The sequence below is a fragment of the Archangium lipolyticum genome, assembly GCF_024623785.1.
GTDB lineage: Bacteria > Myxococcota > Myxococcia > Myxococcales > Myxococcaceae > Archangium > Archangium lipolyticum.
This window is the reverse complement of record NZ_JANKBZ010000001.1, coordinates 644,411-669,525: the sequence shown is the minus strand read 5'-3', so window position 1 is coordinate 669,525 and position 25,115 is coordinate 644,411. Positions and strand designations below refer to the sequence as shown.

20 protein-coding genes and 2 pseudogenes are annotated in these 25,115 nt (G+C 70.1%); 15 read left to right on the top strand and 7 right to left on the bottom strand.

Going from position 1 to position 25,115, the window contains the following annotated elements; genetic code table 11:
• Positions 1 to 49 precede the first annotated feature (49 nt).
• The 7 genes from NR810_RS02430 (at position 50) to NR810_RS02400 (ending at position 8,224) form a co-directional block, all read left to right on the top strand.
• Positions 50 to 2,263 (top strand): HTH domain-containing protein, encoded by a 2,214-nt coding sequence (locus NR810_RS02430; protein WP_257447105.1) that lies wholly within the window; start codon positions 50 to 52, stop codon positions 2,261 to 2,263.
• 64 nt (positions 2,264 to 2,327) lie between these two features.
• Positions 2,328 to 3,239, top strand: a complete 912-nt coding sequence (locus NR810_RS02425) for a HEAT repeat domain-containing protein (RefSeq protein WP_257447103.1) — start codon at positions 2,328 to 2,330, stop codon at positions 3,237 to 3,239.
• 3 nt (positions 3,240 to 3,242) lie between these two features.
• Positions 3,243 to 3,842: a hypothetical protein gene (locus tag NR810_RS02420; RefSeq protein ID WP_257447100.1), complete on the top strand. Its 600-nt coding sequence runs from the start codon at positions 3,243 to 3,245 to the stop codon at positions 3,840 to 3,842.
• Between the two features lie 17 nt (positions 3,843 to 3,859).
• The gene (locus NR810_RS02415; RefSeq protein ID WP_257447097.1) at positions 3,860 to 5,176 is read left to right on the top strand and encodes a homoserine dehydrogenase; all 1,317 of its coding nucleotides are present in this window, start codon (positions 3,860 to 3,862) and stop codon (positions 5,174 to 5,176) included.
• A gap of 115 nt (positions 5,177 to 5,291) precedes the next feature.
• On the top strand, positions 5,292 to 6,296 hold the full coding sequence (locus NR810_RS02410) for a biotin--[acetyl-CoA-carboxylase] ligase (RefSeq protein ID WP_257447094.1): 1,005 nt from the start codon (positions 5,292 to 5,294) through the stop codon (positions 6,294 to 6,296).
• A gap of 15 nt (positions 6,297 to 6,311) precedes the next feature.
• Complete coding sequence (locus tag NR810_RS02405) at positions 6,312 to 7,082, top strand: type III pantothenate kinase (protein ID WP_204219266.1); 771 nt, start codon at positions 6,312 to 6,314, stop codon at positions 7,080 to 7,082.
• Positions 7,079 to 8,224: a hypothetical protein gene (locus NR810_RS02400; protein ID WP_257447088.1), complete on the top strand. Its 1,146-nt coding sequence runs from the start codon at positions 7,079 to 7,081 to the stop codon at positions 8,222 to 8,224. Before NR810_RS02405 ends, NR810_RS02400 begins: the two co-directional genes overlap by 4 nt.
• 73 nt (positions 8,225 to 8,297) lie before the next feature.
• Here the strand turns inward: NR810_RS02400 and NR810_RS02395 are convergent, their stop codons facing one another.
• The 4 genes from NR810_RS02395 to ald form a co-directional block, all read right to left on the bottom strand.
• The gene (locus NR810_RS02395) at positions 8,298 to 10,013 is read right to left on the bottom strand and encodes a response regulator (RefSeq protein ID WP_257447086.1); all 1,716 of its coding nucleotides are present in this window, start codon (positions 10,011 to 10,013) and stop codon (positions 8,298 to 8,300) included.
• A 179-nt stretch (positions 10,014 to 10,192) separates the two neighbouring features.
• Complete coding sequence (locus NR810_RS02390) at positions 10,193 to 11,020, bottom strand: anti-sigma factor family protein (RefSeq protein WP_257447083.1); 828 nt, start codon at positions 11,018 to 11,020, stop codon at positions 10,193 to 10,195.
• Between the two features lie 66 nt (positions 11,021 to 11,086).
• Entirely contained in the window at positions 11,087 to 11,746 is a 660-nt protein-coding gene (locus NR810_RS02385; RefSeq protein WP_257447080.1) for a sigma-70 family RNA polymerase sigma factor, read from the bottom strand.
• A gap of 205 nt (positions 11,747 to 11,951) precedes the next feature.
• Positions 11,952 to 13,082: an alanine dehydrogenase gene (gene ald / locus NR810_RS02380; RefSeq protein WP_257447077.1), complete on the bottom strand. Its 1,131-nt coding sequence runs from the start codon at positions 13,080 to 13,082 to the stop codon at positions 11,952 to 11,954.
• Between the two features lie 161 nt (positions 13,083 to 13,243).
• Between ald and NR810_RS02375 the strand changes: the two genes are divergently transcribed.
• On the top strand, positions 13,244 to 14,551 hold the full coding sequence (locus tag NR810_RS02375; protein WP_257447075.1) for a radical SAM protein: 1,308 nt from the start codon (positions 13,244 to 13,246) through the stop codon (positions 14,549 to 14,551).
• Positions 14,552 to 14,590: 39 nt separating this feature from the next.
• On the opposite strand, the pseudogene NR810_RS02370 reads toward NR810_RS02375, so the two are convergent.
• A pseudogene (locus tag NR810_RS02370) lies at positions 14,591 to 15,121 on the bottom strand (response regulator); the annotation flags it as partial.
• A gap of 474 nt (positions 15,122 to 15,595) precedes the next feature.
• Positions 15,596 to 16,150 (bottom strand): annotated as a pseudogene (locus NR810_RS02360) (response regulator); the annotation flags it as partial.
• Positions 16,151 to 16,258: 108 nt separating this feature from the next.
• Here NR810_RS02360 and NR810_RS02355 point away from each other — a divergent pair.
• Genes NR810_RS02355 through NR810_RS02330 form a run of 6 tightly spaced genes read left to right on the top strand, consistent with a single transcriptional unit; the run spans position 16,259 to position 23,510 of the window.
• Positions 16,259 to 16,774 (top strand): chemotaxis protein CheW, encoded by a 516-nt coding sequence (locus NR810_RS02355; protein WP_257447072.1) that lies wholly within the window; start codon positions 16,259 to 16,261, stop codon positions 16,772 to 16,774.
• Positions 16,771 to 17,151: a Frizzy aggregation protein FrzB gene (locus NR810_RS02350; RefSeq protein WP_257447069.1), complete on the top strand. Its 381-nt coding sequence runs from the start codon at positions 16,771 to 16,773 to the stop codon at positions 17,149 to 17,151. The genes NR810_RS02355 and NR810_RS02350 overlap by 4 nt, the downstream gene beginning before the upstream one ends.
• A 5-nt stretch (positions 17,152 to 17,156) precedes the next feature.
• Positions 17,157 to 18,380 carry a methyl-accepting chemotaxis protein gene (locus tag NR810_RS02345; RefSeq protein WP_257447067.1) on the top strand — a complete coding sequence of 408 codons (1,224 nt, stop codon included), beginning with the start codon at positions 17,157 to 17,159 and terminating at the stop codon, positions 18,378 to 18,380.
• 57 nt (positions 18,381 to 18,437) lie between these two features.
• Positions 18,438 to 20,756 carry a hybrid sensor histidine kinase/response regulator gene (locus NR810_RS02340; RefSeq protein ID WP_257447064.1) on the top strand — a complete coding sequence of 773 codons (2,319 nt, stop codon included), beginning with the start codon at positions 18,438 to 18,440 and terminating at the stop codon, positions 20,754 to 20,756.
• Positions 20,757 to 20,775: 19 nt separating this feature from the next.
• Positions 20,776 to 21,786 (top strand): chemotaxis protein CheB, encoded by a 1,011-nt coding sequence (locus NR810_RS02335; RefSeq protein ID WP_257447061.1) that lies wholly within the window; start codon positions 20,776 to 20,778, stop codon positions 21,784 to 21,786.
• Positions 21,780 to 23,510 carry a protein-glutamate O-methyltransferase gene (locus tag NR810_RS02330; protein ID WP_257447058.1) on the top strand — a complete coding sequence of 577 codons (1,731 nt, stop codon included), beginning with the start codon at positions 21,780 to 21,782 and terminating at the stop codon, positions 23,508 to 23,510. The genes NR810_RS02335 and NR810_RS02330 overlap by 7 nt, the downstream gene beginning before the upstream one ends.
• Here the strand turns inward: NR810_RS02330 and NR810_RS02325 are convergent, their stop codons facing one another.
• Entirely contained in the window at positions 23,511 to 23,831 is a 321-nt protein-coding gene (locus tag NR810_RS02325) for a polyhydroxyalkanoic acid system family protein (RefSeq protein ID WP_257447054.1), read from the bottom strand.
• 177 nt (positions 23,832 to 24,008) lie between these two features.
• On the opposite strand from NR810_RS02325, the gene NR810_RS02320 reads away from it, so the two are divergent.
• A complete protein-coding gene (locus NR810_RS02320) occupies positions 24,009 to 25,058 on the top strand; it encodes a hypothetical protein (protein ID WP_257447051.1) in 1,050 nt (349 codons plus the stop codon).
• The last annotated feature ends 57 nt before the right edge of the window (positions 25,059 to 25,115 follow it).

Genomic DNA, 25,115 nt, shown 5'->3' with positions numbered 1-25,115 from the left:
ATACGGACCTACATTTTTGTAACCGTTGGATTTTATTGGGGAATCGCCGATGACTTTTTATGAGGCCGCCCTCCGTGTGCTGGAGAGCGAAGGACGTCCCCTCACCTTCCTCGAGATCACCGAGAAGTCGATCGCCCAGAATCTGCTGTCCCACGTGGGTAAGACGCCCGAGCTGACGATGCTGTCGCGGCTCGCGGCGATGGCCCGCCGGACGCGCGATCGCAAGGTGGTGGTCACCGCCAAGGATACCTTCGCGCTCGCCGACTGGGCGCTGCCGGAGGATGTCGAGGCGCTGGCCCAGACGGGGGTGATGGAGGCGCATCCAGAGGACAGTCTGCCGCCCTTGCGGCCGACCGAGCGCCACCCGGAGCCGCGCACGGACAACGTGCGGGTCGCGGGCCGGGGCAGTGAGCGCAAGCAGCGCCGCCGGGAGGACGAGGAGGAGGGTCGGGGTGGCCGCCGCCGCCGCTTCCCGCCCATGCCGGAGGTGGTGTTCGAAATCCTCAGTGAGGGCGAGCAGTCGCTGCGCCCGGAGCAGCTCCTGGAGCAGATCAAGACCAAGGAGCTGGCCGCCGAGGACACCACGGTGGAGGGGCTGCTCACCGCGCTGCTGGAGGACAACCAGCGCCGGATCGACGCGGGCCGCCGGCCCCAGTTCGCCCTCACGAACGGAGAGGTGACGCTGGAGCGCGCCGGTGCGCCGAGCGAGGCGCCGCCGCTGGAGCTGCAGGCCGCCTTCGCCGCCGCGCTGGGGATTCCGCTCGAGGACGGGCGCCCGGTGCTGCCCAGGGCCGGTGCGGCCGCCGCCGCCAGCCCCGAGGCCCAGGCCGATGCCGCGCTGCTGACGACGGCACGCACGGCGCTCAAGGACGCGCGCAAGGCCGTGGCTCGCGCGGTGCGCAAGCGCCTCGGCGAGCTGGACGTGGGCACCTTCGAGAAGTCCGTCGTGAAGATGATGCACGCGCTGGGCTTCCGCGAGCTGAAGGTGGCCAAGCGCTCCAAGGAGGGCCCGCTGCTCACCGCCCGCAAGCGCGAGGGCAGCGTGGACCTGCGCTTCGCCATCCGCATGCTCAAGGGCACGCCTTCGCTGGACCGCAAGGCGGTGCAGGAGCTGCGCAAGGACCTTGGCCACTACTCGGCCCAGGTGGGTCTGCTGGCGTGCGCCGGGGACGTGCGCGGCGACGCCCGCACCGAGGCCCAGGCGAGTGGCTCGCTGGTGATGCTGTGGTGCGGTGACGCGCTCGGCGAGAAGTTCCTCGAGGCCAAGGCCGCGGTGACCGTCACCACGGTGGAGCTGTACGACCTGGACGAGCGCTTCTTCGAGGTGGCGAAGCTGGAGGCCGACGAGGCCCAGAAGCGCCGCGAGGAGCGCCAGCGCGAGAAGCAGGCCCGCGAGGAGGACGAGGGAGGCGAGGAGACGGAGACCCGCGCCGCCGCCGCGCCCGCCGAGGCCGACGAGGAGGGCCAGAAGCGTCGCGAGCAGCGCCGCGAGGAGCGTCAGCGCGAGCGTGAGGAACGCCGCGAGGAGCGCCGCCGCGAGCGGATGGCCCGTGAGCAGGCCCGTGCCGAGGGCGCGGAGAAGCCCGCGTCGCCCGCCGTCGCGCCCACCGAGGCCGCGGCCCCCACGGGCCTCTCCGAGGAGGAGCAGGGCGAGGAGGGTGAGGACGAGGAGGGCGAGGACGAGGATCTGGAGGCGGCGAACGCCTTCGTGGGTGGCCAGCCCGCCGAGGGGGCCACTCCGGGCGAGGGCGCGGCCGCGGGTGAGCGCAAGCGCCGCCGCCGCCGCCGCCGGGGCCGTCGCGGCCGGGGTGGCCGTGGACCCGAGGGCGCCGAGGCCGCTCCGGGGGCACCGGGGACGACCCCGGGAACGCCGGGTGAGGCCGTCGTCGCCGCCGAGGGAGCCGCCGCCGCCGCGGGGGTGATCTCTGCCGAGGGGGCCGTCATCGCCGGAGCCGTCGCCGAGGCCTCTCCAGAGGCCGCCGCCACCGCCGCCGGGGTTGGAGCCGAGCCCTCCGTGTCCGAGGCCACGTCGACCCCGGGTGAGGGCATGAGGACCGCCGCCGAGTGGCAGACGCCCTTCCCGAGCGTCGAGAGCGCCGCGCCGGCCGAGGCCCAGCGCACCGCCGCGGAGGAGTACGCCCGGGTAGCCGCCGAGAAGGCGGAGTCGGTCGCCGAGGGGGCCCGTGCGCCCTCGACGGAGCCGGCGCCCTCCGATGAGCCTCCTCCCTCGGGGAGCGGCTCGCCGGAGGGCGGAACGGCCTGACGTTCACGGGCTCCCTTCGAGTGAGGGGAGCGCGAGCGTGGGGAGTGGGTTAGGGTAGGCCGGTATGAAGCCCGGCCTGCTCATCGTCCTGGTGGCCCTGTCGCTCGGCGCCTGCCGTTCCCGGGAGTCACGCCTTCCGGTGGAGCACGTCACGCTCAAGGGCGCGACGGTGGTGGACAACGGACTGCTCGCCTGGAGCGCGTCGGACATCCAGGAGCTCTTCACCGGCATGCTGCGCGACAGCCGCCGCTTCGAGCTGCTCGAGGAGGGCAAGCGCGCGAAGGGGGCGTGGTCGTTTTCGCTCGAGCTGCCCTTCACGCGCGAGTCGCTCAAGGATGGTGGCACGTACACCTTCGCCGAGGTGGGGGCCTCGCTGTCGCTGGAGCGGCGCGGGCCGGAGTCCGTTCAGCGCTACCAGGTGGTGGGCATCGGTGAGGTGCGGGTGGAGGGCAAGCAGCCGGAGGCCCGGCGCAAGGCCCTGCGCGAGGCACTCCGGCGGGCCCTGGCCCAGGTGGCCGAGGCCGCTTCGCTGCAGATGGTGGCGGCGGACCGGGACGACGCGGCGCTGCTGATTGATCTGCAGTCCCAGGACGAGCGGGTGCGCGAGTTCGCCCTGCGCGTGCTCGCGGACCGGCGCAACCCCGCGGCGGCGCCGCTGCTCATCCGCCAGTTGCAGGAAGAGGACGCGCAGACGGTGCGCCAGGCCATCGGGGCGCTGGTGGAGATGAAGGCGCGCGCGGCCGTTCCCGCGCTCATCGAGCTGGTGAAGGATCGGGAGATCGGCTTCGTGCAGGAGGTGGTCTTCGCCATCGGGGAGATCGGCGGCACGGAGGCGGAGGCGTACCTCTTCACGGTGGCCCAGGGGCACGACCAGCCGGACGTCCAGGCCGCGGCGCAGCAGGCGCTGGACACGCTCTACGCAGCACACAAGCTCGCCACTCCGGAGGCGCGCGGCACGGACCGCGCGGAACACTGACACATGAAGCTCTCGTCTGTCGTCGTACGGTTGGGGCTCGGGGCCGCGCTGGTGGGTGCTGGCGCATGCGCGAGCCGGCAGCAGGTGCCCGAGTCCGGGGAGGCCCGTCCCTCCGAGTCCCTGTCCGCGTACTACCCGCTGGCGGTGGGCAACCGCTGGACGTACCGGATCAACGGCCGGACGGACCGGACCGTGGACGTGGAGGTGCTCAAGGAGGAGGACGGGTACTTCCACGACAGCCAGGGTGGGCAGCTCACCGTGGACGGCTTTGGCGTGCGCGATCAAAAGCGCTACCTGCTGCGCGGGCCGCTCTCCGAGGGCACCCAGTGGACCAACGTGGTGTCCGTGTCCTCCACCGAGCGCTACCGCATCCTCCAGGCGGGAGTGCCCTGTGAGTCGCCGGCCGGTTCGTTCAACCACTGCGTGCGGGTGGAGGCGCGCAACCGGGTGGATGCGAGCACCACGCTGGTGAACGCGTTCACCTTCGCGGAGGGCGTGGGACTGGTGCGCGTGGAGGTGTCCGCCGAGAAGGCCAACGGGGAGCGCCTGCCGCAGACGTGGTTGGAGCTGGCATCCTATAAGCTGCGAGACTCGGGGAACTGAGAACAGGGGAGAGGGACATGAAGGAGATCGGCATCGCCCTGCTGGGACTGGGCAACGTGGGACTGGGGACGTACCGGATCCTCGCCAACCACGCGAAGGACATCGAGCGGCGTCTGGGGGCGCGCGTCCGCGTGCGCCACGTGCTGGTGCGCACCCCGGGCAAGTCGCGGCCCGAGGACGTGCCCGCCTCGCTCATCACCCAGGACATCAAGACGATCCTGAATGATCCCGAGGTCTCGGTGGTGGTGGAGCTGATGGGTGGACTGGATCCCTCGCGCGAGTACCTCGAGCAGGCCATCGCCTCGGGCCGCCACGTGGTGACGGCGAACAAGGCGCTGCTGTCCTCGCATGGCGAGGCGCTCTTCTCGCAGGCGCTGGCGCGCGGGGTGGACGTGCACTTCGAGGGCGCCGTCTGTGGTGGCATCCCCATCATCCGCACGCTGCGCGAGGCGCTCGCGTCGGATCGGGTGGAGTCGCTCACCGGCATCGTCAACGGCACCACCAACTTCATCCTCTCGGCCATGGCGGACGAGGGTGCCGCGTACGGGGACGCGCTCAAGCGCGCGCAGGAGCTCGGCTACGCGGAGGCCGATCCCACGTTCGACGTGAGCGGCATGGACGCGGCGCAGAAGCTGTGCCTGCTGGCCTCGCTGGCCTTCTCCGCGCGCGTGTCCCCCGAGTCCATCCTCGTGGAGGGCATCACCAGCCTCACCCCCGTGGACATCTCCTACGGACGCGAGGCGGGCTATGTCCTCAAGCTGCTCGCCCGGGCGCGCCGCGCTCCCGACGGCATGGACGTGCGCGTGCACCCGGCCTTCATCCCCGCCGCGAGCCCCCTGGCGGACGTGCGCAGTGCCTTCAACGCGGTGCTGCTCCAGTCCGTGGCGCTCGGGGCCTCGCTCTACTCGGGCCGCGGTGCCGGGGACATGCCCACGGGCAGCGCGGTGGTGTCGGACATCATCGACACCTGCCGCAACCTCCTGGCGGGTGTCTCCGGACGTCTGCCGCTGCCGTGTGCGCCGCACGTGCAGGAGGTGCCCCTGCTGCCCTCCGGCGAGCGCCGCGGGCCCATGTACCTGCGCTTCTCCGTCAGCGACGAGCCGGGTGTGCTGGGCCGCATCGCCAGCGTGCTGGGTGAGAAGGGGGTGAGCATCAATTCGGTGCTCCAGCGCCCCCCGCGTCCCCAGGACACCCACGCCACCATCGTCGTCTTCACCCACGACACGCGCGAGGCGGATGTGATCGCCGCGGTGCGGTGGATCGACTCGCTGAGCAGCACACGTGCGCCCACCCAGCTCATCCGCATCGAGGAGGGGCCCGGGGTATTGCTGTAGGCCGATAGGAGACCGGGCGGGCGTCCAGGCGAGGGCCCTCTCCGACCGGAGGGCCTGTTGAAAGCCGGGCCGCCTGTCCCTACCCTGATGGCCCTTTTTCCGGGAGGGCCTTCGAATGGGAGTCGCCGAGAACGCCGAGCAGACGCAGGAGGAGCTCATCCTCGGCTTCCTCGCGGACGGGCGTGACGAGTACACCTCGGGGGAGGCGCTCTCCTCCAAGCTGGGGCTGTCGCGCACCGCCGTGTGGAAGCACGTGCAGGCGCTGCGCGGCAAGGGCTACCGCATCGACGCCGTGCCCGCGCGGGGCTACCGGCTGGTGGACGTGCCGGATCGGCTCACGCCGCTGGAGCTGTCGCCGCTGTTGTCCACGCACCACCTCGGGCAGAGCATCCACTTCCACGAGTCGCTGCCCTCCACCAACGAGGCCGCCTTCCGGCTGGCCGCGGACGGGGCGGAGCATGGCGAGGTGGTCATCACCGAGCAGCAGACGGCCGGCAGGGGCCGCCGGGGCCGCGTCTGGGTGTCGCCCAAGGGACTGAACCTGTACTTCTCCGCCATCCTCCGGCCGGAGCTGCCACCCCAGCGGGCCCCCGAGCTCACCCTGGTGGCCGCCGTGGCCCTGGCCGAGGCGCTGCGCGAGACGGACGCCGAGGCCCTCATCAAGTGGCCCAACGATGTGCAGATTGGCGGCCGCAAGGTGGCGGGCATCCTCACCGAGCTGTCCGCGGAGCCCGAGCGGGTGCACTTCGTGGTGCTCGGCATCGGGGTGAACCTCAACGCGGGCGCCGAGGACTTCCCGCCCGAGGTGGCCACCACCGCCACCTCGCTCTCCCAGGCACTGGGCCGGCGTGTCAACCGCGCCCTCTTCACCGCCTCCCTCTGGGGCCGCCTGGAGGAGTGGTTGGATCTGCACCACGAGGTGGGTTTCGACCCGGTGCGCCAGCGCTGGAAGGAGCTGTCCTCCACGCTGCGTCAGGAGGTGCTGGTGCGTACCGACCGGTCGGAATTGCGCGGTGTGGCTGAAGACATCGACGCCTCGGGTGCACTCCTGGTGCGGACGGCGGAGGGCTCGCTGGAGCGTGTACTCGCCGGGGATGTGGAGCAGCTTCGGCCCCGCTAGACTGAGTGGCGAGCCATGCTTCTCGCCATCGACGTTGGCAACACCAACACGGTCCTCGGGGTGTACGAAGGCAAGCGCCTCCTGGACCACTGGCGCCTGGAGACGAGCGCCCGCCGCACCTCGGACGAGTACGGAATCCTGCTGCGCCAGCTCTTCCAGTCCAGTGGCATCGACCCGGACGGGGTGAAGGCGGTGGCGGTATCCAGCGTGGTGCCGCCGCTGCAGTTCAACCTGGAGCGGATGAGCGAGCGCTACTTCAAGACGCGCCCCATGTTCGTCGGGCCCGGCGTGAAGACGGGCATGCCCATCCTCTATGACAACCCCCGCGAGGTGGGCGCCGACCGCATCGTCAACGCGGTGGCCGCCTACGACAAGCACCACCGCGGCCTCATCGTCGTGGACTTCGGCACCGCCACCACCCTCGACGCGGTGACACCCAGGGGCGAGTACCTCGGCGGTGCCATCTGTCCCGGCATCAACATCTCCATGGAGGCGCTCTTCCAGAACGCCTCCAAGCTGCCCCGGGTGGAGCTCGCCCGGCCTCCGCACGTGGTGGGCCGCAACACCGTGCACTCCATCCAGTCCGGTCTCTTCTACGGCTACGTGGGCATGGTGGATGGCATCTGCACCCGCATGCAGGCGGAGCTCGGCTTCGAGGTGCGGGTGGTGGCCACCGGCGGCCTGGCGCCCCTGGTGGCCAGCGAGTCCAAGCTCATTCACGAAGTCGACGAGTTCCTCACGCTCGAGGGGCTCCGCATCATCTACGGAAGGAATCACGCCGCATGAGCACCGCACCCCAGACCTCTCCCACGGCCGCTGGCGGCTGTCCCCTCACCGCCGACTTCCTCCCGCCCAACATGCGCAAGCATGTGGACCCGGCCGCGCCTCCGCCCCTGCGGATGATGGCCGCCAAGGCCATGGTGCCGCTGGCGCCCGCGGACATGCTCGGCGCCCTCTTCATGCTCACGTTCGACCCGGACGCCGGCGTTCGCGAGACCGCCGCCAAGACGGCCGCCGCCCTCCCGGATCGCTTCTCCGCCGGTCTGCGCGACGAGAACGTCCCCGCCCCCGTGCTGGGCTGGTTCCTCACGCTGCTGCGCTCCCGGGACGCCCTCGCGGAGATGCTCGTCCTCAACTCCGCCACGCCCGACGAGGCCGTGGCCGAGGTGTCTCGTGACTGCGGCCCGAAGCTCGCCGAGCTCATCGGGCAGAACCAGCTGCGCGTCCTGCGCCACGAGAACATCATCCGCAACCTCTGCACCAACCCCAACGCCAGCCCCGCGCTCATCGACAACGTCTGCGACTTCGCCGTGCGCAGCGGCATGACGATCACCGACGTGCCTCAGATGCAGGCCGCCCGCGTCCGCATCCTCGGGCCCCAGGCCGTCGCCGCTCCCCCGGATCCCGGCCCCACCGCCGAGGAGATCCTCAAGGAGTTCCAGGAGGACGTGGCCCAGGAGAAGGACGAGGCCGCCGCTCCCATGCCCGAGGCCAAGAAGCTCAGCCTCACCCAGCGCATCATGAAGATGAGCATCGCCCAGAAGATCAAGCTCGCGACCCTGGGCAACAAGGAAGCTCGCGGCCTGCTCATCCGCGACAGCAACAAGCTCGTCTGCACCGCCGTCATCCGCAGCCCCCGCATCACCGACGGCGAGGTCCTCAGCTGCGCCGGCAACAAGGCCATCAACGAGGAAGTGCTGCGCATCATCTACAACCACCGCGAGTGGACGAAGAACTACAAGATCAAGATCACGCTGCTGAAGAACCCCCGGCTGCCGCTCTCCGTGGGCATGAAGTTCCTCAACACCCTGCGTGACAACGACCTCAAGGAGCTCAGCCGGGACAAGAACGTCCCCTCGGGCCTCCAGGGCATGGCCAAGAAGATGCTGGCCAAGAAGGAAGAGCCCAAGAAGTCCGACGACAAGTAGGGCGGTAGACCCTCACCCCAGCCCTCTCCCAGAGGGAGAGGGGGCTTGACGCGGGTTCGACTCGCGGGGCCTTTCAGGCCACTGCTTCTTCGTCGTCCTCGAGCGCCGGCTGCTCCTCCAGGAGCTGCGTGGCGATCGCCAACGCCTTCTTCGTCTTCTCGCGCAGTTTCTCGTCGGACTTGATGCGCGCGTAGAGCCGCGCCACCCGATCCTCGTTGCGCGCCACCGACTCCTCCATCTCCGCGATGCGCTTGCGCAGCTCGTCCGCCTCCTGGCCCGACTGCTCCTTCACCGCGTCCAGCTCCGCTCTCAGGCTGTCCGCCTCGCTCCGCGCCGCCGCCAGCTCCGCGTCCAGCTGATCCGCGCGTGCCCTCAGCTCCTCCACCTCGCCCGCCTGCGCCTGGTACTGCTCCACCTCCGCCTGCATCGCCGTCGCCCGGGCCGTGGCGCCTCGCGCCTCCTCCTTGGCCGCCGTCAGCTGCTGCTCCACCCGGCGCCTCTCCGCCATCAGCTGATCCGCCTTCGTCTTCAGCGTCTTCAGCTCCGCGTCCCGGCGGGCGATCTCGTCCGAGGCCCCGTTGGCCTGCTGCTCCAGCGCCAGCAGCCGATCCTGCTGCTCGACGATCTCCTGCTCCTTCTGGTTCAGCTCCGACTTCAGCCGGAGGATCTCCCGATCCTTCCGGTTGGAGGCCTCACGCAGCGCCAGGGTGGCGGAGTCGTTCTTGCCGACGGACGCCTTCGCCGTCTCCAGCTCGGTGATCTTGGTCTCCAGCTCGGACTCGAGCTCCTGCACCCGGGACTCCGCGGTGCTGGCCTGGTGGCGCGAGTCCTCCAGGGCGCTCTCCAGCTCGACCACGCGGGCACGCAGGTTGCGCAGCTCGGCCGCGTCCGCCGCGGACATGGCCGGGGCCGCTGGCGTGCTCGTGACCCGGGGCGTGGCGGGAACGGCGATCGCGGGACGGACCGGCGTGGGAGCCACCACCGGAGCCGGAGCAGGTGCCGGAGTCGCCGCCGGCCGCGTCACGGCCGGAGTCGTCAGGGAGGGGCGCGCCACCGGTGCCGGGGCGGGCGTCGGAGCCGGAGTGGGCGCCGGGGGCATGTAGCCCACCACCGTCCGATCATTGTCCGCGCTGAGATCATCCAGGGCGTTGTCGGAATCACCGTCCAGGCTGTCCAGACCGGAGAAGTCGTCCTCGGGCGAGCCCAGCTCCGGCGGAGCCTCCACCGGCTCCTCGAGGCTGCCCGTCACGGGCGGATCCCCGAAGGGGTTGTCGTTGTCGAGCAGCGCCAGCTCGTCGCCGTGGCTCTCCAGCGGCTCACCCTCGATGGCGAGCTCCTCGCCCTGCACCGGCTCCTCGCCCAGCCCGTCCAGGCCGCCGAAGGCGAGACCGTCATCGACGACCTCACCCGCGGGCAGCTCGGGGAAGCCGATCAGCGTGCCCACGCGCTCCACCAGCTCGTCGGGGTTGACCGGCTTGGCGACGTAGTCGTCCGCGTGCGCCTTGAGCTTGCGGTGCTGCGCGAAACCGTCCGGGTTGCCGATGATGACGATGGGGATCGTCTTGAGATCGTCGTCCTTCTTCAGCTTGCCGCAGATGAGGTAGCCATTCTGGCCCGCCGACAGATCCACCGCGAGCACCACCAGCTCCGGCCGGTCGCGGCGGATCTGCTCCACGCTGCCCTTGCCGTCGGTGGTCTCCTGCACCGCGAAGCCGCGGGCCTCCAGGGCCTGACGCAGGTTCGCGGAGAGGGCGGTGTCACTTTCGACGATGAGGATGTTCTTGGACATGTAAGGGCTGCCAGACCGGAGAGGGCGTGCGCGCCCCGCGTCGCTGCGTGGGACGGCGGCTCTGGAAAAGTCGCTCGGGGAGGCTATCGGTGCCTACCGGGACCGTCAATCTTCGGTCCAGTCGGATTTCCAGGCAGTCCAGTCTGCTGAGCGGGCAGGCAGCCCTCGCGCGCGAGCGCTCAGGGCTGCAGCGACACGGGCATGGCGGCCACGTCCGGCGACACCGGGCGCGAGGGCTTGCCACCTGTAGCACCCTGCTCGGCGAGCATGCGGCGGATGTCCGTCTCGTCGAGGTCCGTCACCAGCTCGTAGACGACCTCGCCCTCGCGCCACACGGCCACGTTGTAGCCAAGGCTCGAGCCCACCTGCACGGAGGGCAGGGGAGGGGCCTGCACCTCGCGGTGCGTGTCGTCGAAGACGAACAGGCCGATGCGCCTGGCCGGAGAGCCCTCCTTCTCCGTGTTGCGCTCGTAGCTGATATAGGCGGCGGGGCGATCCGTCACGTTGGAGATGCGCGCGCCCGCCAGCTTCGCGTTGGGCAGCCGCGGCACCGAGACACGGTGATCCAGCTTCCCGTCGAACCACGCCTCCACGTGCTCGTGCGAGTCACCGGAGATCTCCGCCGGCAGCTTCTTGGCGTGCCGCCGCGCGGCGTCCTCCATGAAGCGCACATCCCGCTCGGGCCGCAGGGTCATCCACGTACCGCCAGCCGTCAGCAGCACCAGGGCCGCGGCGCTCATGCGCAGCCACCGGGCCTGCTGCACCTGACGCTGCTGCTGGCGGATGCCGCCGTGGATGCGGGCGCGCAGGGCGTCGGGGGCCCGGGGCTTCTCCATGGCCTGCCGCGCGGCCCGGCGCAGCGACTGCAGCGTCCGCGCCTCTTCGTGCACTCGCCGCGCGCACTCGGCACATCCGGTGAGGTGCGCTTCCACTTCCAGCCGCTCTTCGGCTTGAAACTCACCGTCGAGGTACGGGTAGAGGATTGAATCGAGTTCCTGGCAGGTCATGAGCGCTCAGGGTGGGCGGGGGTCGTGGACCCGTGAAGAAATATTACCGGGCCCAACAACCTCGACCTACCCCACCTTCTTCCTGCGACGATAATCATCGAGGCTCGTGGGCGTTGCGTTGGCGGCCACGCCCTCGGCCTCGCCACTTTCCTGACGCAGCACGCCACTGCCCTCGGCGTACTCGCGCAGCGTCTTCTGCAGCAGCTTGCGTCCGCGGAACAGCCGGCTCATCACCGTGCCCACGGGGCACTCGAGGATCTCGGCGATCTCCTTGTAGGAGAACTCCTGCAGGTCCGCGAGGATGACCACCAGCCGGAAGTCGATGGGCAGCGCGTCGATGGCGCGCAGCACGTCATCCGACAGGAGGCGATCGAAGAAATACTGCTCGGGGTTGGCCGCGAAGTCCGTCGCGTCCCGGCTCACGAAGCGCTCGTGCACCGCCTCGCGCTCCACGCCCTCCACCACGCTGCGCTCCTTCACCTTGCGCCGGTAGCGGTTGATGAAGGTGTTGGTGAGGATCTTGAAGAGCCAGGCCTTGATGTTGGTGCCGCGCTCGAACTTGTCGAAAAAGCGGTAGGCCCTCATGCAGGTGTCCTGCACCAGGTCCTCGGCGTCCCGCTCGTTCTTCGTCAGCCTCAGGGCCGCGGAGTACAGGGGGTCGAGGTGGGCCAGCGCCAGTTCCTCGAATTCCGCTTTCGTCCGGTTGTTCTGCCTGAAGTCCAGCATGCTCCCGCCTTCCAGAGGCCCGAAATTACAGGCGATTGAGTCGTTACCTACCCGGCAATGTATGCACGGGAACAGACTGGGCAACAACACAAAGCCCACCGGCGCCGTTTGCACGGCTGCCCCGGCGGGTGGGAGACAGCTGGCGGAGGGAATTATTCCTGGATTTTGAAGGGCAACCCCTCCGCCGGGGGTGTCGCAGCGTTGACTACCGGCCCTTGGCGCCGATGGCGTCGGTGATGGACACGTAGTTGTAGCCGAGGTCCTTGGCGACGGCCTCGTAGGTGACGTGGCCGTTGTAGGTGTTGAGGCCGCGGGCCAGCGCCTTGTCGGACTTGATGGCCTCGACGAGGCCCAGGTCGGCGATCTTCCGGGCGTAGGGCCGGGTGGTGTTGGTGAGGGCGAAGGTGGACGTCTGGGGCACCGCGCCGGGCATGTTGGCCACGCAGTAGTGCACCACGCCGTGCTTCACGAAGGTGGGGTTGTCGTGGGTGGTGGGCACGCACGTCTCGATGCAGCCGCCCTGATCCACCGCCACGTCCACCACCACGGAGCCGGGGCTCATCTCGGCGATGAGGGCCTCGGAGACGAGCTTGGGCGCCTTGCCACCGGGGATGAGCACGCCGCCGACCACGAGGTCCGCCTCGCGCACGCTCTTGGCGATGCTCTCGGTGTCGGAGGCCAGCGTGGCCACGCGGCCGAGGAACACGTCATCCAGGTAGGTGAGGCGCTCGAGGTTGATGTCGAGCAGGGTGACCTCGGCGCCCATGCCCACGGCGACCTTCGCCGCGCAGGTGCCGACCACGCCACCGCCGAGGATGGCCACGCGGCCGCGGCGCACACCGGGCACGCCGCCCAGCAGGATGCCCTTGCCACCGTGCGCCTTCTCCAGGCACGCGGCGCCGACCTGGATGGCCATCTTGCCGGCCACCTCGGACATCGGCTTGAGCAGCGGCAGCGAGCCGTCGTCCAGCTGGATCGTCTCGTAGGCCACGGCCGCGGCCTTCTTCTTCACCAGCGTGCGCGTGAGCTCGGGGTCCACGCCGGCCAGGTGGAAGTACGTATAGATGATCTGCCCTTCCTGGATGCGCTCGTACTCGGGCGCGATGGGCTCCTTCACCTTGACGATCATCTCCGCGCGCTTCCACACCTCGTCCGCGGTCTGGACGATCTGCGCACCGACGCGCTGATATTCCGAGTCGGGGATGCCGGAGCCGACGCCGGCGTTCGTCTCGACCAGAACCGTGTGGCCCGCGCTGGTGAGAGCACGGACGCCCGCCGGAACCATGCCGACACGGTACTCGCGGGTCTTGATCTCCTTGGGAACTCCGACGATCACTTGAGATGCCTCCGAAATGTCCGCAATAAGGGACGCAAAAGCGGGCGGACCCTAGGCAGGGGCTTCGAGTGAGGTCAAGACGCGCTCGGGCAAGGAGCCGTACGGCTCGTGAATGCGCGCCGCGTCGAAAGGACCGCCCGCCAGTGATAGTTAACGAGGTCATGACTTTGGCACCGAAGCTCTTGTTCGCGGACCCCAAGGGGCGGGTGATGGAGCACCCCTATCTGTTGGCTACCCTACGCAGTGGGGAAGAGCTCGTTCCCCCGCAGGACAAGCCCATCCCCTTGCCGTCCGCTGGCCGGCTCGTCCACCTGCCGGGCCGTCTGCCCGTGGGCATCCACCCCGAGACGGGTGAGCTGGAGCTGGTGCGCGAGATGAAGATGAACGGGAAGACCTTCGTGCCCAGCGCGGTGGGCGCGTTGCTACCCCCGGGCTACACCCGCACCTTCCTCCCTGGAGAGGTGAAGGCGGAGGGTCCGGTGCTTCCCCAGTGGGCCTATACCGCCGCGGCCTGGGGCGAGGACGGTCCCGTGGCCTGGGCCATCCACACCGACAAGCGCTCGCACTGGGACCCCGAGAACTACTCCACCCCGGAGCTGAAGAAGATCGTGGACGCGCACCTGGCGCGCTTCCCCGACAACCGCGTCCTCAAGCAGCTCACCACATGCGCGCTGCTGTACCGGTGCTTCACCTCGCAGAACATCTTCTACGTGCGCGACGAGGGCGCCATCCCCGCCTCGGTGATGTGCAACGCGCGCTGCGTGGGGTGCATCTCGGATCAGCCGGCGGACGGACCTCCCGCCTCGCACGAGCGCATGAACGACGGGCCCTCCGGCGAGGAGATGGGGAAGATCGGCCTGTACCACCTGGAGAACGCTCCGGGGCGCACCATGGTCAGCTTCGGCCAGGGCTGCGAGGGCGAGCCGCTCACCCGGTGGAAGTTCATCGCCGAGGCCATCCGCTACATGCGCGAGCGCACCTCGCGCGGCTCCATCAACATCAACACCAACGCGAGCCTCACCAAGGGACTCGAGGCGCTCTTCGACGCGGGGCTGGACGCCATCCGCGTGTCGCTCAACTCGGCGACGAAGGAGCTCTACGAGGCCTACTACAAGCCGGTGAAGTACGGCTGGGAGGACGTGGAGGCGTCCATCGCCCTGGCGCGCGAGCGCGGCGCGTACCTCGCGCTCAACCTGCTGCTCTTCCCGGGCGTCACGGATCGCGAGGGCGAGGTGAAGGCGCTGGAGCGGCTGGTGAAGAAGTACAAGGTGGACCAGGTGCAGACGCGCTCGCTGTGCATCGATCCCATCCAGTACCTGGAGGTGGCGCGAGACCGGGGCGCGGGTGGAGAGCCCGTCGGCATCCGCGAGCTGCTGCGCCGGCTCAAGGCGGCCCGGCCCGGCCTGGTCATCGGGAACTTCGCGCGCGGGCTCGACGAGCGGCAGAACGCGGCGGGAAGCCGGGGCTGAGCCCTTTCGGGCCCGCCCGGCTCGCTGTCGGGTGCGGCGCTACTCGTTGCTCGTGACGGTGGGGTTGAGCTCCTTCGCCACCAGGTTGCCCAGCACGGCGTCCTTCGGCACATAGCCGTCGGCGCCGGCCTCGCGGCAGATGCGCTGCAGCTCCTCCACGTTCTCACCGGAGCACAGCAGCACCTTGATGCCCTTGAAGAGGCTGTTGCTCTTGATGAACCGGCAGAACTGCTCGCCGTTCACGTTGGGCATGCGCACGTCCAGCAGGACCAGATCCGGACGCGTCTGCTTCTTGAGGATGATCTTCGTCGCCTTGTCGGCGGAGTCGGCGATGTGCACCTCGAAGCCCTTGGTCACCAGGTCCGCTTCGATGATGCGCGCCGTCATCTCGCTGTCGTCGACGATGAGGATGCGGGGCTTGCGTCCAGCGGCCGCCGCCATCTTCGCCGCCGAGGGGAAGCCACCCGTCGCGGCGGGCGCGGCGGGGGAGGGCGCCGCCGGAGCCTGCGCGGGCGCGGCCGGCGGAGATGCCGGAGGCGTCGAGGGAGCCGGGCTGCGCGCGGCGGGAGGAGCCGCATGCGTCGCCGCGGTGGGGGCCGCATGTGCCGGAGCCGGGTGCGCCGCTGGCGCCGTGGGATGCGCCGCCGCCGGAGTCACGGGCCTCGCCGGTGTCTGCGCTGCTGGAGGAGCGGCCTGCGACGTGCCCGCGGGCGCGGGAGCGCGAGGAGCCGTCGCGGTCGGATGAGCGGCCGCGCCGGGAGTCTGCGCCAGCGGACGGGGCTGGCCCACCTGTCCCGCGACGGGCGCACGAGGAGCCGCCGCGGTCGGATGAGCAGCCGCGCCGGGAGTCTGCGCCAGCGGACGGGGCTGGCCCACCTGTCCCGCGACGGGCGCACGAGGAGCCGCCGTCGTCGGATGAGCAGCCGCGCCGGGAGCAGGGTGGGCTCCCGCGGCGGGAGGTTGCCCCACCGGACGGGGCTGGCCCACCTGTCCCGCGACGGGCGCACGCGCGCCGGGAACCGCCTGGCCTTGTGTTGGGGAAGCGACACGCGGCGGAGCGGCGCCAGGAGTCTGAGGCGCTCCAGGAACGGCGGGCCGGGGAGCGGTGGGGGTGCCCGGCGCGCGAGTCGCGGGCGCCACTGCTGGCGGGCGGGGAGCCCCAGCGGTCGCCGCCGGCCGGGCAGCCGGGTGGGCGGGAGCCGCGACGGGACGTGCGGGGGTGGCCGCACCCACCGTGGGGGCTCCGAGGATCCGCATGATGCCGGCGATCACCGCCTCCAGACCGCCGCCCTTGAGGATGTAACCATCCGCGCCCGAGTTCCGGGTCTTGGCGGCCAGCTCCTCCTCGGAGATGTCCGAGTAGAGCACGAGCTTGGAGGTGACCTTTTTCTGGGTCCGGAGGTACTCGACGACGTCGTCGCCGAACATCTCCGGCATGTTCACGTCCATGAGGATGAGCGCGAACGGTCCCTCGGTGAGCTTCTGATCGAGGCTCGCCAGGTCCGTCGCCCCGGTGGCCTGGTAGCCAGCCGAGCCAAGAGCCCGGACCGTGAGTTCCACCAGCATCGGGCTATCATCGATGACCAGTACGCGAGACATCTGCCTCCTCACTAATACGGCAGTCACCCTACACCGTTGAGACTGCCCGGACCATGTGATTCGGTCCACCCTTGACCCTCTTCGCTAGCCTCCGGATACTTTGGCGCCTTGACCACCACTCCCCTCCAGCGTGCGCTCCGGAAGGCGCCCGACCGCGCCATCGCAGGCCAGGCCCGGCCGGAGCAGGAATTCTTCTGCTTCCGCGCGGGCGAACTCCGCCTCGGAGTTCCCAGCGAGAATGTCCTCGAGGTCATTCGTACCGGGCTCCTGACCCCTCTTCCCCGGACACCCTCCTTCCTCCTGGGTGTTACCGGCCATCGCGGCGAGGTACTCCCCGTGATGGATCTGCTTCGCTTCCTTGGCAAGGGGGAGTCCCGCGTCGGACCCAGGACCCGGCTCTTCATCGGCACCAGCGGCAACTACCGCGTGGGGGTGGTGGCGGACGCGGTGCTCGGCCTGCGCCGGGTCGCCGTGGCCGACATCCTTCCTCCTCCCCTGGGTGGGGATGCGGCTGCCGAGCACCTGCTTGGTGTGGCCGAGGGCGCCTCGCATCAGGACGCGGTGGCCTTCCTCAACTTCGCCAAGTTGCTGCAGAGCGCCCGGCAGCGGGCGGTGGTGCGATGATCGGCTACGACGATCCGTCGGCCGAGCTCAACGAGGTCGACGTCCTCTTCTTCGAGGTCGGCGACATCGTCTACGGGACCGACGCCTCGCAGGTCCTGCGCATCGACCGCTCCCATCCGGATGATCTGGAGCTCGAGGGGCTCGGTCCTCTCAAGCGCGGCAATCGCGCGCTCGTCTTCGACACTCCCGAGGGGGAGGGCCACCTGAAGGTGGACACCATCCGGGGCGTACGCCCCGTCCCCATCGTGGCCCTGCGGCGGCTGCCCTCCGTGGTCTTCGCCGCTCCCTATACGGTGGGCGTGTTCCTCGACGAGAAGGACCGCCCCGTGATGCTCATCGATCTTGTTGAAACCTTGAATGATCAAGGAAGGCACTGACGGCAATGTCCCCTGCTGACACGAAGAACGAAGTGGTCGCGACGGAGGGCGCCGCCCCTCGTAGCAAGAAGGCCGGCTCCCTCAAGCCCCTCACCGACACCGTGATCGCGGTGTTGGCGGGCAACCTCGACGCGCGCGTTGCCAAGAATGCCATGGAGGAGGATGCCGCCGACCTGGCCAACCTCTTCAACCAGCTCCTCGAGCGCTTCGCCTCCTCCGAGCGCCGCAAGCAGGTGGCCGCCCAGGAGATCGATCAGGCCATCGACGCCCTCATCACCCTGGTGCGCGAGGGTGACCTGGCCCAGTGGAACACCTCCACCGAGGACGCCCAGCTCGGGCCCCTCCTCGAGGGTTTCGGCAAGGTGATCGAGACGCTGCGCACCTTCGTGCGGGAGATCAACGAGGCGGCCCTGCGCCTGTCCTCGTCCGCCAACCAGGTGCTCGCCGCCTCCACGCAGCACGAGACGAGCTCCACCGAGCAGGCCGCGGCCATCCACGAGACCACGGCCACGATGGAAGAGCTCAAGCACGCCTCGGCGCAGATCGCCGAGAACGCCGGCAGCGTGGCGCGCGTGGCCGAGGAGACCCTGGGTGCCGCTCGCGCGGGCCGGGGCGCCATCGGCGAGTTCATCCAGGCCATGCAGCAGATCCGCAGCGACGGCGTCGCGGTGGCCGACTCCATCACCAAGCTGTCCAAGCGCGTGGAGCGCATCGGCACGGTGGTCGAGGTGATCGACGAGATCGCCGACCGCTCGGACCTGCTCGCGCTCAACGCCGCCCTCGAGGGCAGCCGCGCCGGTGAGGCGGGCAAGGGCTTCTCCATCGTGGCGGCCGAGATGCGCCGCCTGGCGGAGAACGTCATGGAGTCCACCAAGGAGATCAAGAACCTGATCACCGAGATCCGCGAGGCCACGGCCGCCGCCGGCACCGCCGCGGAGGCTTCCAAGGAGGCCACGGAGTCGGGTGAGAAGCTGGGCGCGGTGGCGGCGCAGGCCGTCGAGGGCATCCTCGCCGGCGTGCAGGAGACGAGTGACGCGGCTCGCGTCATCAACCTCGCCACCCAGCAGCAGCGCACCGCCACCGAGCAGGTGGTGGCCTCCATGGCGGAGATCGAGGACGTGACGCGCCAGACCACCCAGGCTTCAAAGCAGGCCACGGGTGCCGCCGCCGAGCTGACGCAGCTCGCCGGACGGCTGGCGGAGCTCATCAAGCGCTTCAAGGCCGACTGATAAGGGGGGAGGGGCGAGGCGGGGCGGATTTCCGCTCCGTCCTGATGCTCTCCTGGCATGGACACCGAGTCCCTCAAGAGATCCCTCCTGACGAAGTTCCAGGAGGTCAGCGCCGACCGTCTCCAGAAGATCCAGCTGGGCGTACTCGATCTCGAGAAGCCCACCGCGGATCAGGCGGCGGACGAGGTCGCGCGCGAGCTGCACACGATGAAGGGCGAGGCCCGCATGCTGGGTCTGGCCGCCATCGGCCAGCTCGCGCACGCGGCCGAGGACGTGTTGCGCGCCGAGCGCGACGGGCGGGCCGCCACCGAGGTGGCGACGGACCTGCTGCTGCGCGCCTGCGACACCATCTCCGACCTCCTGGAGGATTCCGAGGGGGCCCAGTCGGGCACCCCGGCCTCACAGGAGATGGTCGAGGCGCTCTCCGCCGCCTCCGGCCATCCGATTCCGCCCATCGGTGGCGTCAAGTCGGCCTCGCAGACCGCCGTGCCCGCGGTGCCTCCGGCGCCCGTGGTGCACGAGGTTGTAGAGGTGGTGGAGGCGGCTCCGGATCTGTCGGAGCCCATCTACGCGCCGCCTCCAGCCCCGCCGCCCGCGCCGGCGGCACCTCCCTCCGCGCCTCCTCGCGGCCACAAGCCCGAGCACGCGCACGAGGAGGGGCACACCACCAAGGCCCTCGCCGATCGCAGCATCCGGGTGAACGTCGAGGTGCTCGACTCGCTCGGCCTGCTCGCCGGTGACCTGCTGGTGGAGAGCGCGCGCGGCCGTCTGCGCGCCTCCGAGGTCGAGGCCCTGCTCCAGCGCTTCTCGCGCCTGGGCGACCGCTTCCTGCGGCTGGCCGAGCAGGTCCACGTTCCCAACGTGCTGCGCAACGATCTCGAGCGCATCGAGAGCGACCTGCACATGCTGCGCGACGACGCGTTCCGCTTCGTGCGCCGCAACGGGGACGGCATCGAGACGCTTCATGGCAACCTGGCCATGATGGCGGACCACGTGGCCGAGGCGCGCCTCGTGCCGCTGTCCACCGTGTTCGATGCCTTCCCGCGTGCCGTGCGCGACATCGCGCGCGCCCAGGCCAAGGAGGTGGATCTCGTCATCGAGAACGCCGACCTCGGCGTGGATCGCTCCATGCTCGGCGACGTGCGCGACGCCCTGGTGCACCTGCTGCGCAACGGCGTGGACCATGGTCTGGAGTCGCCCGACGAGCGCCGCATGCTCGGCAAGCCCGCCGCGGGCCGGTTGAGCATCCGCGTGCGTGCCGACGGCGACATGCTCAGCATCGAGGTATCCGACGACGGCCGCGGCATGGACCCGCAGAAGCTGCGGGAGGTGGCCGTGCGCAAGCGCCTGTTGACGGAGCAGCAGGCCGCCGCCATCTCCGAGCGCGAGGCCATCGAGCTCGTCTTCCGCGCCGGCTTCTCCACCCGCGAGGAGATCACCGACATCTCCGGCCGCGGCGTGGGCATGGACGTCGTGAAGAAGAAGGTGGAGTCGCTGGGTGGCTCGGTGGGCATCGTCAGCCGCCAGGGCCGGGGCTCCTCCATCACCCTGCGCCTGCCGCAGTCGCTGGCGTTGATGAAGGTGCTGCTGGTGCGCCTGGGCGATGACGTCTACGGCATGCCCGCCGCCGACGTGGTGGCGGTGATGCGCGTGAAGCCGGAGGACCGGATGGAGGTCTTCGGCACCCTGGCGGTGAAGCACCGGGGCAAGCCCACCGCGCTGGTGGGCCTGGGGCCGCTGCTGGGCGTCAACGGAGGCAACCGCTTCGACAAGCCGCCCGCCGTGGTGGTGCGTCACGGCGATGACTTCGCCGCGCTGGTGGTGGACGGCTTCGTGGACGAGCGCGAGGTGGCGGTGAAGCCCTGCGGTGGCGAGTTCCTCAAGGGAGCCTCGTTCATCGCCGGCACCGCCGCGCTGGAGGACGGCCGCATCGCCGTGCTCCTGCACGTGCCGGACATCATGACGGAGGTGCGCCGCATGGCGCGGCCCGTCACCCAGTCCCAGTCCGCCAAGCGCCTCCGGGTGCTGCTGGTGGACGACTCGCCCATCGCGCGGGCCACCGAGTCCGCGCTCGTCAAGGCCCTGGGTCACTCCGTGGACGAGGCCCAGGACGGCGAGGAGGGCTACCTCCGGGCCCAGTCCCAGGCGTACGATCTCATCCTCACGGACGTGCAGATGCCAAGGCTGGACGGCTTCTCGTTCACGCGGCGGCTCAAGACGACCGCGGGGCTGGCCCGTATCCCGGTCATCATCCTCTCCTCGCTCGCGTCGCCGGAGGACAGACGGCGCGGCGCCGAGGCGGGCGCGGATGCGTACCTGGTCAAGGGCGAGCTGGGCGTGGAGAGTCTGGCTCAGACCATCGATCGTCTGACCTGAGGGACCGGAAGGGGGTTGCTTGGAGGCCGGCGCGTCCGCATATCGCGTGTTGCTCGTGGGAGAGGTTCTTCGGGGAGCCTCGCGGGGGTTGTTCGACGGGGTGGTGCTCGCCCCCGCCGGCGCCGTCTGCGAGTTCTCCGAAGCCCTGGAGCACGTGCAGCGCCTGCATCCGGACGTGGCCCTGATCGACCTGTCCGGCCCCGAGGCGCTCAAGGCGATCGGGCGGGTGATGGCGGAGCGGCCGGTGCCGGTAGTCGCGCTCCACCCGGGCGTGCTCTCCGGCGCGGACGCCTTCCAGGCGCTCGCCCTGGGGGCCGTGGAAGTGGTGGAGCGGCCCGCCGAGCCCGGCATCGACTTCTGGCAGACGGTGGGCCGCAAGCTGATGCTGCTCGCCGAGGTGCGCGTGTCGCGCCCGGTGCACGTCCAGAAGGCCCGTGACGTGCGGCCTCCGCCCACCGAGGCTCCCTATCCGCTGGTGGCCATCGCCTCGTCGCTCGGCGGGCCCAAGGCGCTCTCCGTGGTGTTGAAGATGTTGCCGAAGGACTTCCCCGCGCCCGTGTGCATCTGCCAGCACATCAGCCAGGGCTTCACCGAGGGGCTGGCGCAGTGGCTCGGCTCCGAGTCGCCGCTGCGCGTGGTGGAGGCCAATGATGGCGAGGAGATGGTGCCCGGCACCGTCTACATCGCGCGCTCCGGTTCGCACCTGATGGTGCGGCCCAAGGGGGTGCTGTCGTTGGAGCCGAGCCCGCCCGTGCGCGGCTTCCGGCCCTCGTGCGACGTGCTGCTCACGTCGGCGGCGGAGGCCTTCGGGACGCGCACCCTGGGCGTCATCCTCACCGGCATGGGCCGGGACGGTGCCCGGGGATTGAAGGAAATCCGCGAGCGGGGCGGTCGCACCATCGCGCAGAACAAGGCGACCTGCGTGGTCTACGGAATGCCGAAGGAGGCCGTGCGGCTCGGCGCGGCCGAAGAGGTGCTGCCGCTCGATCGCATCGCCCCGATGCTCGTCCAGTGGGTGGGAACATGCTGACGGTGACCTCCAGGGCCCTGCAGCAACTGGCCGCCCTCCTGCTGGAGCGGGCGGGGTTGAAGATCACTCCGGATGGCTATCACAGCCTCCGGTTGGCGCTGTCCACGCGCATGCCCGTGGTGGGCATCCAGGACGCCGAGGAGTACGTGCGGCGCCTGAAGACCGTGGAGGACGAGCTGCGCGCGCTGCTGCCGCTCGTCACGGTGGGCCACACGGAGTTCTTCCGGGATCCCAAGCAGTTCAAGGCGCTCGAGGGCCGCATCCTCCCGGACGCGCTGTGGCGGGCGCGGCGGGAAACCCGCCGGGTGTCCATCTGGTCCGCGGGGTGCGCCACCGGCGAGGAGCCCTACAGCCTGGCCATGGTGCTGGCCGAGCTGGGCGCGCTGCCCATCGAGGTGGACCTGTGGGCCACCGACCTGAACCTCGCCGCCGTGGAGGCCGCGAAGCAGGGGCGCTTCTCGTCGCGCCGCCTCGCCGGCATGCAGAGCGAGCGCAAGCAGCGCTTCTTCCGGCCGGTGGATGAAGGCTACGAGGTCGTCTCCTCGCTGAAGGACTACGTCCGCTTCGACGGGCAGAACCTCGCCGTGCCCGTCTTCGAGAAGGTCAAGCCGGAGTCGTTGGATCTCATCCTCTGCCGCAACGTCATCATCTACTTCGACCTGCCCACCATCCGCGCGCTGATGGATCGCTTCCTCACGGCGCTGCGGCCCGGGGCCCTGCTGTTGCTGGGCTACTCGGAGAGCCTCTTCAAGGTCTACGACCGTTTCGAGATGGTGGAGGTGGATGGGGCGTTCGTCTACCGGCGGCCCGAGAAGCCGCTGGAGCCGCGCGCTCCCGGGACGGGCCCGAAGGCGATGACCATCGGCTCGCTGCCGGCGGTGCGGGAGCGTCCGTCCGAGCCCGGGTCCGCGGGCTCCGCACGGCCTCGGGAGTCGATGTCGAACCTGACGCCCACGCGGGCCCTGCAGAAGACGCTCGATGCGTCCACGGGAAGCGCGGCGCAGCGCAGGACGCTGGACATGCCCGTGGCGAAGGCTCCCGAGCCGGGCCCCGCGGCCATCGCCTCCGAGCCGCCGCGCAGGACGATGGAGACGTCCGCGGTGGGCGCCGGGATGCCGCGCAGGACGATGGAGACGTCCGCGGTGGGCGCCGAGCCGCCGCGCACGCGCACGAGCGAAATGCCGGCATGGTCACTGATGCTGTCACCGGGTGAGCGGCTGAACGCGGCCGTGCGGATGATGGAGCGCGGGGACTTCGTGTCCGCGGTGTCCACGGTGGAGCAGCTCCTGATCGACGAGCCGGGCCACCTGGACGCGCTGCTCACGGTGGGCAACCTCTATTCGCTGACGGGCCGCATCGTGGACGCGCGCGAGGCCTTCGCGCAGGCCATCAACCGCGAGCCGCTGTGCGTGGAGGCGCGGGTGTTCGGCGGACTGGCGGCGCTACAGGCCGGAGAGCTCACCGAGGCCCGCTCGGAGCTGGGCAAGGCGCTCTTCCTGGAGCCCTCGCTGGCCATCGGGCACTACCTGATGGCGCAGGTGCACGAGCGGCTGAAGGATCACGAGGCGGCGCGGCGCAGCTACCGCAACGCCATCGCGCAGCTGCGCTTCCCCCAGCGTCCGCTGGCCGGCCACTATCCGGAGCTGCCGGACTCGGCGGACGCCATCTCCCGCGCGGCGCGCTATGCGCTCGCCGCGCTGGAGGAAGGGCCGGGACACGCGTAACTACGCGAGGCCCTTGCCCACGTCGTCGATGCTCTTGCTCGGGTCGAGCACGGTGCTGAACTTCTTCTGCAGGTAGGACTTGGCCTGGCCACGCAGGAGCATGCCGGGGTCGGTGCCCTCGCCCTGGATGGCGCCGTCGGTGATGGTGAAGTTGGCATCGAGGTTGATGCCCATCACCTTGCCGATGATCTTCGCGCCGTCACCCTGCCAGTCCGCCTTCACGCCGTACTTGTCGACCCAGTACTTGAGAAGCTGCTCGACGCGCTTCTTGACCTCGTCCTTGGGAAGGGAGTGGGGGACCTCGAACTTCATCGTGCCCATGTGGCGCTCCTGGGGTTCGTTGCGTGAATGTTTCCGCCCAGGGGTCTAATGAGGCCCGGGCGGGAAGGGAACCCGGGTCTCGCCGCCAGGAGCGAGGAAGTCAACAAATGAGATTCCCCGTGAAACGGACGCGGGTTGATGTTTGATGCCGCCGTGTCTGGACAAGGAGTGTCTCGAGTGTCCTCGCTGACCCGCTGGCTATCCCTCACCGTCATCGTCCTTCTCTTCGCGCCGGGTGCCGCCCGTGCGCAATCGTCGTACGGCTCCGATGTGCCCGTGCAGCAGCCGGACACGGCCTGGCCGCGCACCGAGCCCCAGGCTCCGTTCACCCAGGAGGGGCAGCTGCCCCCCGACGCCATGCCGCGGTCCCCGGCTTCTTCTCCCGCCTCGTCCAACGACGGCGTGATGCTCGATGGCCAGGTCCGCTACGGCGCGTTCCTCTCCGGGCCGGGCAGCCTCACCTTCATCCTGCACCACTCCCTCATGGGCGCCATGGGGGGCTTCTTCACCCAGGGGTTCGCCAGCGGCTTCAGCTTCGAGCGCAGCTCCCGAGAGGCCATGCTGGCGGGCACGCTCATCGGCGCGGGGCTCGGCTTCGGCTCGTCGGCCTGGTGGCAGTTCAACAACTGGGTCGACAGGCCGCTGGGCTACTTTGGCATCGGCAACTCCGTCATCGGCGGCATGTTCCTCGCCGGCTTCATGGACCTGTTCTCTCGCGACACGGGCGTGCTGACCTGGTCCGCCTTCATCGGCGCGGAGCTGGCCGCGTGGATCACCGCGACGGTCGGCGGTGGCCAGATGCCCTACAACCATGGCCTGCTGGTGGCCTCGGGCGGCGCGTGGGGCCTCGCCTACGCCGCGCTGCTGATGGCCGTCGTCCATTTCTCCGGCTCGAAGATCGCCGGGAAGACCTGGACGGACACGCTCTTGATGGCACCCGGAATCGGCGCGACGGCGCTCGCGCTGGCCACGATGAAATACAACCCGACCACCTCCCAGATACTCCGGGCCAATGCCTTCGGCGCCGGCGTGGGCGCGGTGGTGCTGGTGCTGTCCGCGCTGGTGCTGGGTGGGTTCGATCAGTCCACGCCCTACGTGCTGGGCCTGCTCGGCTCGGCGGCCGCCATCACCACGGTGAGCCTGCTCTGGGAGGAGGCGGCCGAGCGTCCCCCGGCGATGGTGGGGAGCACGGCCCCTTCGAAGGCCTACCGCAACGATTGGTGGTAGCCCGCCTGCCGGGCATTCGAGGGCCTTCCATGGCGGCGGGGTGAGCGCGTGTCCATT

Excerpts from the sequence above, each read along its gene's own strand:
- NR810_RS02430 (WP_257447105.1), top strand. The coding sequence starts at position 50 with ATGACTTTTTATGAGGCCGCCCTCCGTGTGCTGGAGAGCGAAGGACGT.
- NR810_RS02425 (WP_257447103.1), top strand. The coding sequence starts at position 2,328 with ATGAAGCCCGGCCTGCTCATCGTCCTGGTGGCCCTGTCGCTCGGCGCC.
- NR810_RS02420 (WP_257447100.1), top strand. The coding sequence starts at position 3,243 with ATGAAGCTCTCGTCTGTCGTCGTACGGTTGGGGCTCGGGGCCGCGCTG.
- NR810_RS02415 (WP_257447097.1), top strand. The coding sequence starts at position 3,860 with ATGAAGGAGATCGGCATCGCCCTGCTGGGACTGGGCAACGTGGGACTG.
- NR810_RS02410 (WP_257447094.1), top strand. The coding sequence starts at position 5,292 with ATGGGAGTCGCCGAGAACGCCGAGCAGACGCAGGAGGAGCTCATCCTC.
- NR810_RS02405 (WP_204219266.1), top strand. The coding sequence starts at position 6,312 with ATGCTTCTCGCCATCGACGTTGGCAACACCAACACGGTCCTCGGGGTG.
- NR810_RS02400 (WP_257447088.1), top strand. The coding sequence starts at position 7,079 with ATGAGCACCGCACCCCAGACCTCTCCCACGGCCGCTGGCGGCTGTCCC.
- NR810_RS02395 (WP_257447086.1), bottom strand. The coding sequence starts at position 10,013 with ATGTCCAAGAACATCCTCATCGTCGAAAGTGACACCGCCCTCTCCGCG.
- NR810_RS02390 (WP_257447083.1), bottom strand. The coding sequence starts at position 11,020 with ATGACCTGCCAGGAACTCGATTCAATCCTCTACCCGTACCTCGACGGT.
- NR810_RS02385 (WP_257447080.1), bottom strand. The coding sequence starts at position 11,746 with ATGCTGGACTTCAGGCAGAACAACCGGACGAAAGCGGAATTCGAGGAA.
- NR810_RS02375 (WP_257447075.1), top strand. The coding sequence starts at position 13,244 with ATGACTTTGGCACCGAAGCTCTTGTTCGCGGACCCCAAGGGGCGGGTG.
- NR810_RS02350 (WP_257447069.1), top strand. The coding sequence starts at position 16,771 with ATGATCGGCTACGACGATCCGTCGGCCGAGCTCAACGAGGTCGACGTC.
- NR810_RS02345 (WP_257447067.1), top strand. The coding sequence starts at position 17,157 with ATGTCCCCTGCTGACACGAAGAACGAAGTGGTCGCGACGGAGGGCGCC.
- NR810_RS02340 (WP_257447064.1), top strand. The coding sequence starts at position 18,438 with ATGGACACCGAGTCCCTCAAGAGATCCCTCCTGACGAAGTTCCAGGAG.
- NR810_RS02330 (WP_257447058.1), top strand. The coding sequence starts at position 21,780 with ATGCTGACGGTGACCTCCAGGGCCCTGCAGCAACTGGCCGCCCTCCTG.
- NR810_RS02325 (WP_257447054.1), bottom strand. The coding sequence starts at position 23,831 with ATGGGCACGATGAAGTTCGAGGTCCCCCACTCCCTTCCCAAGGACGAG.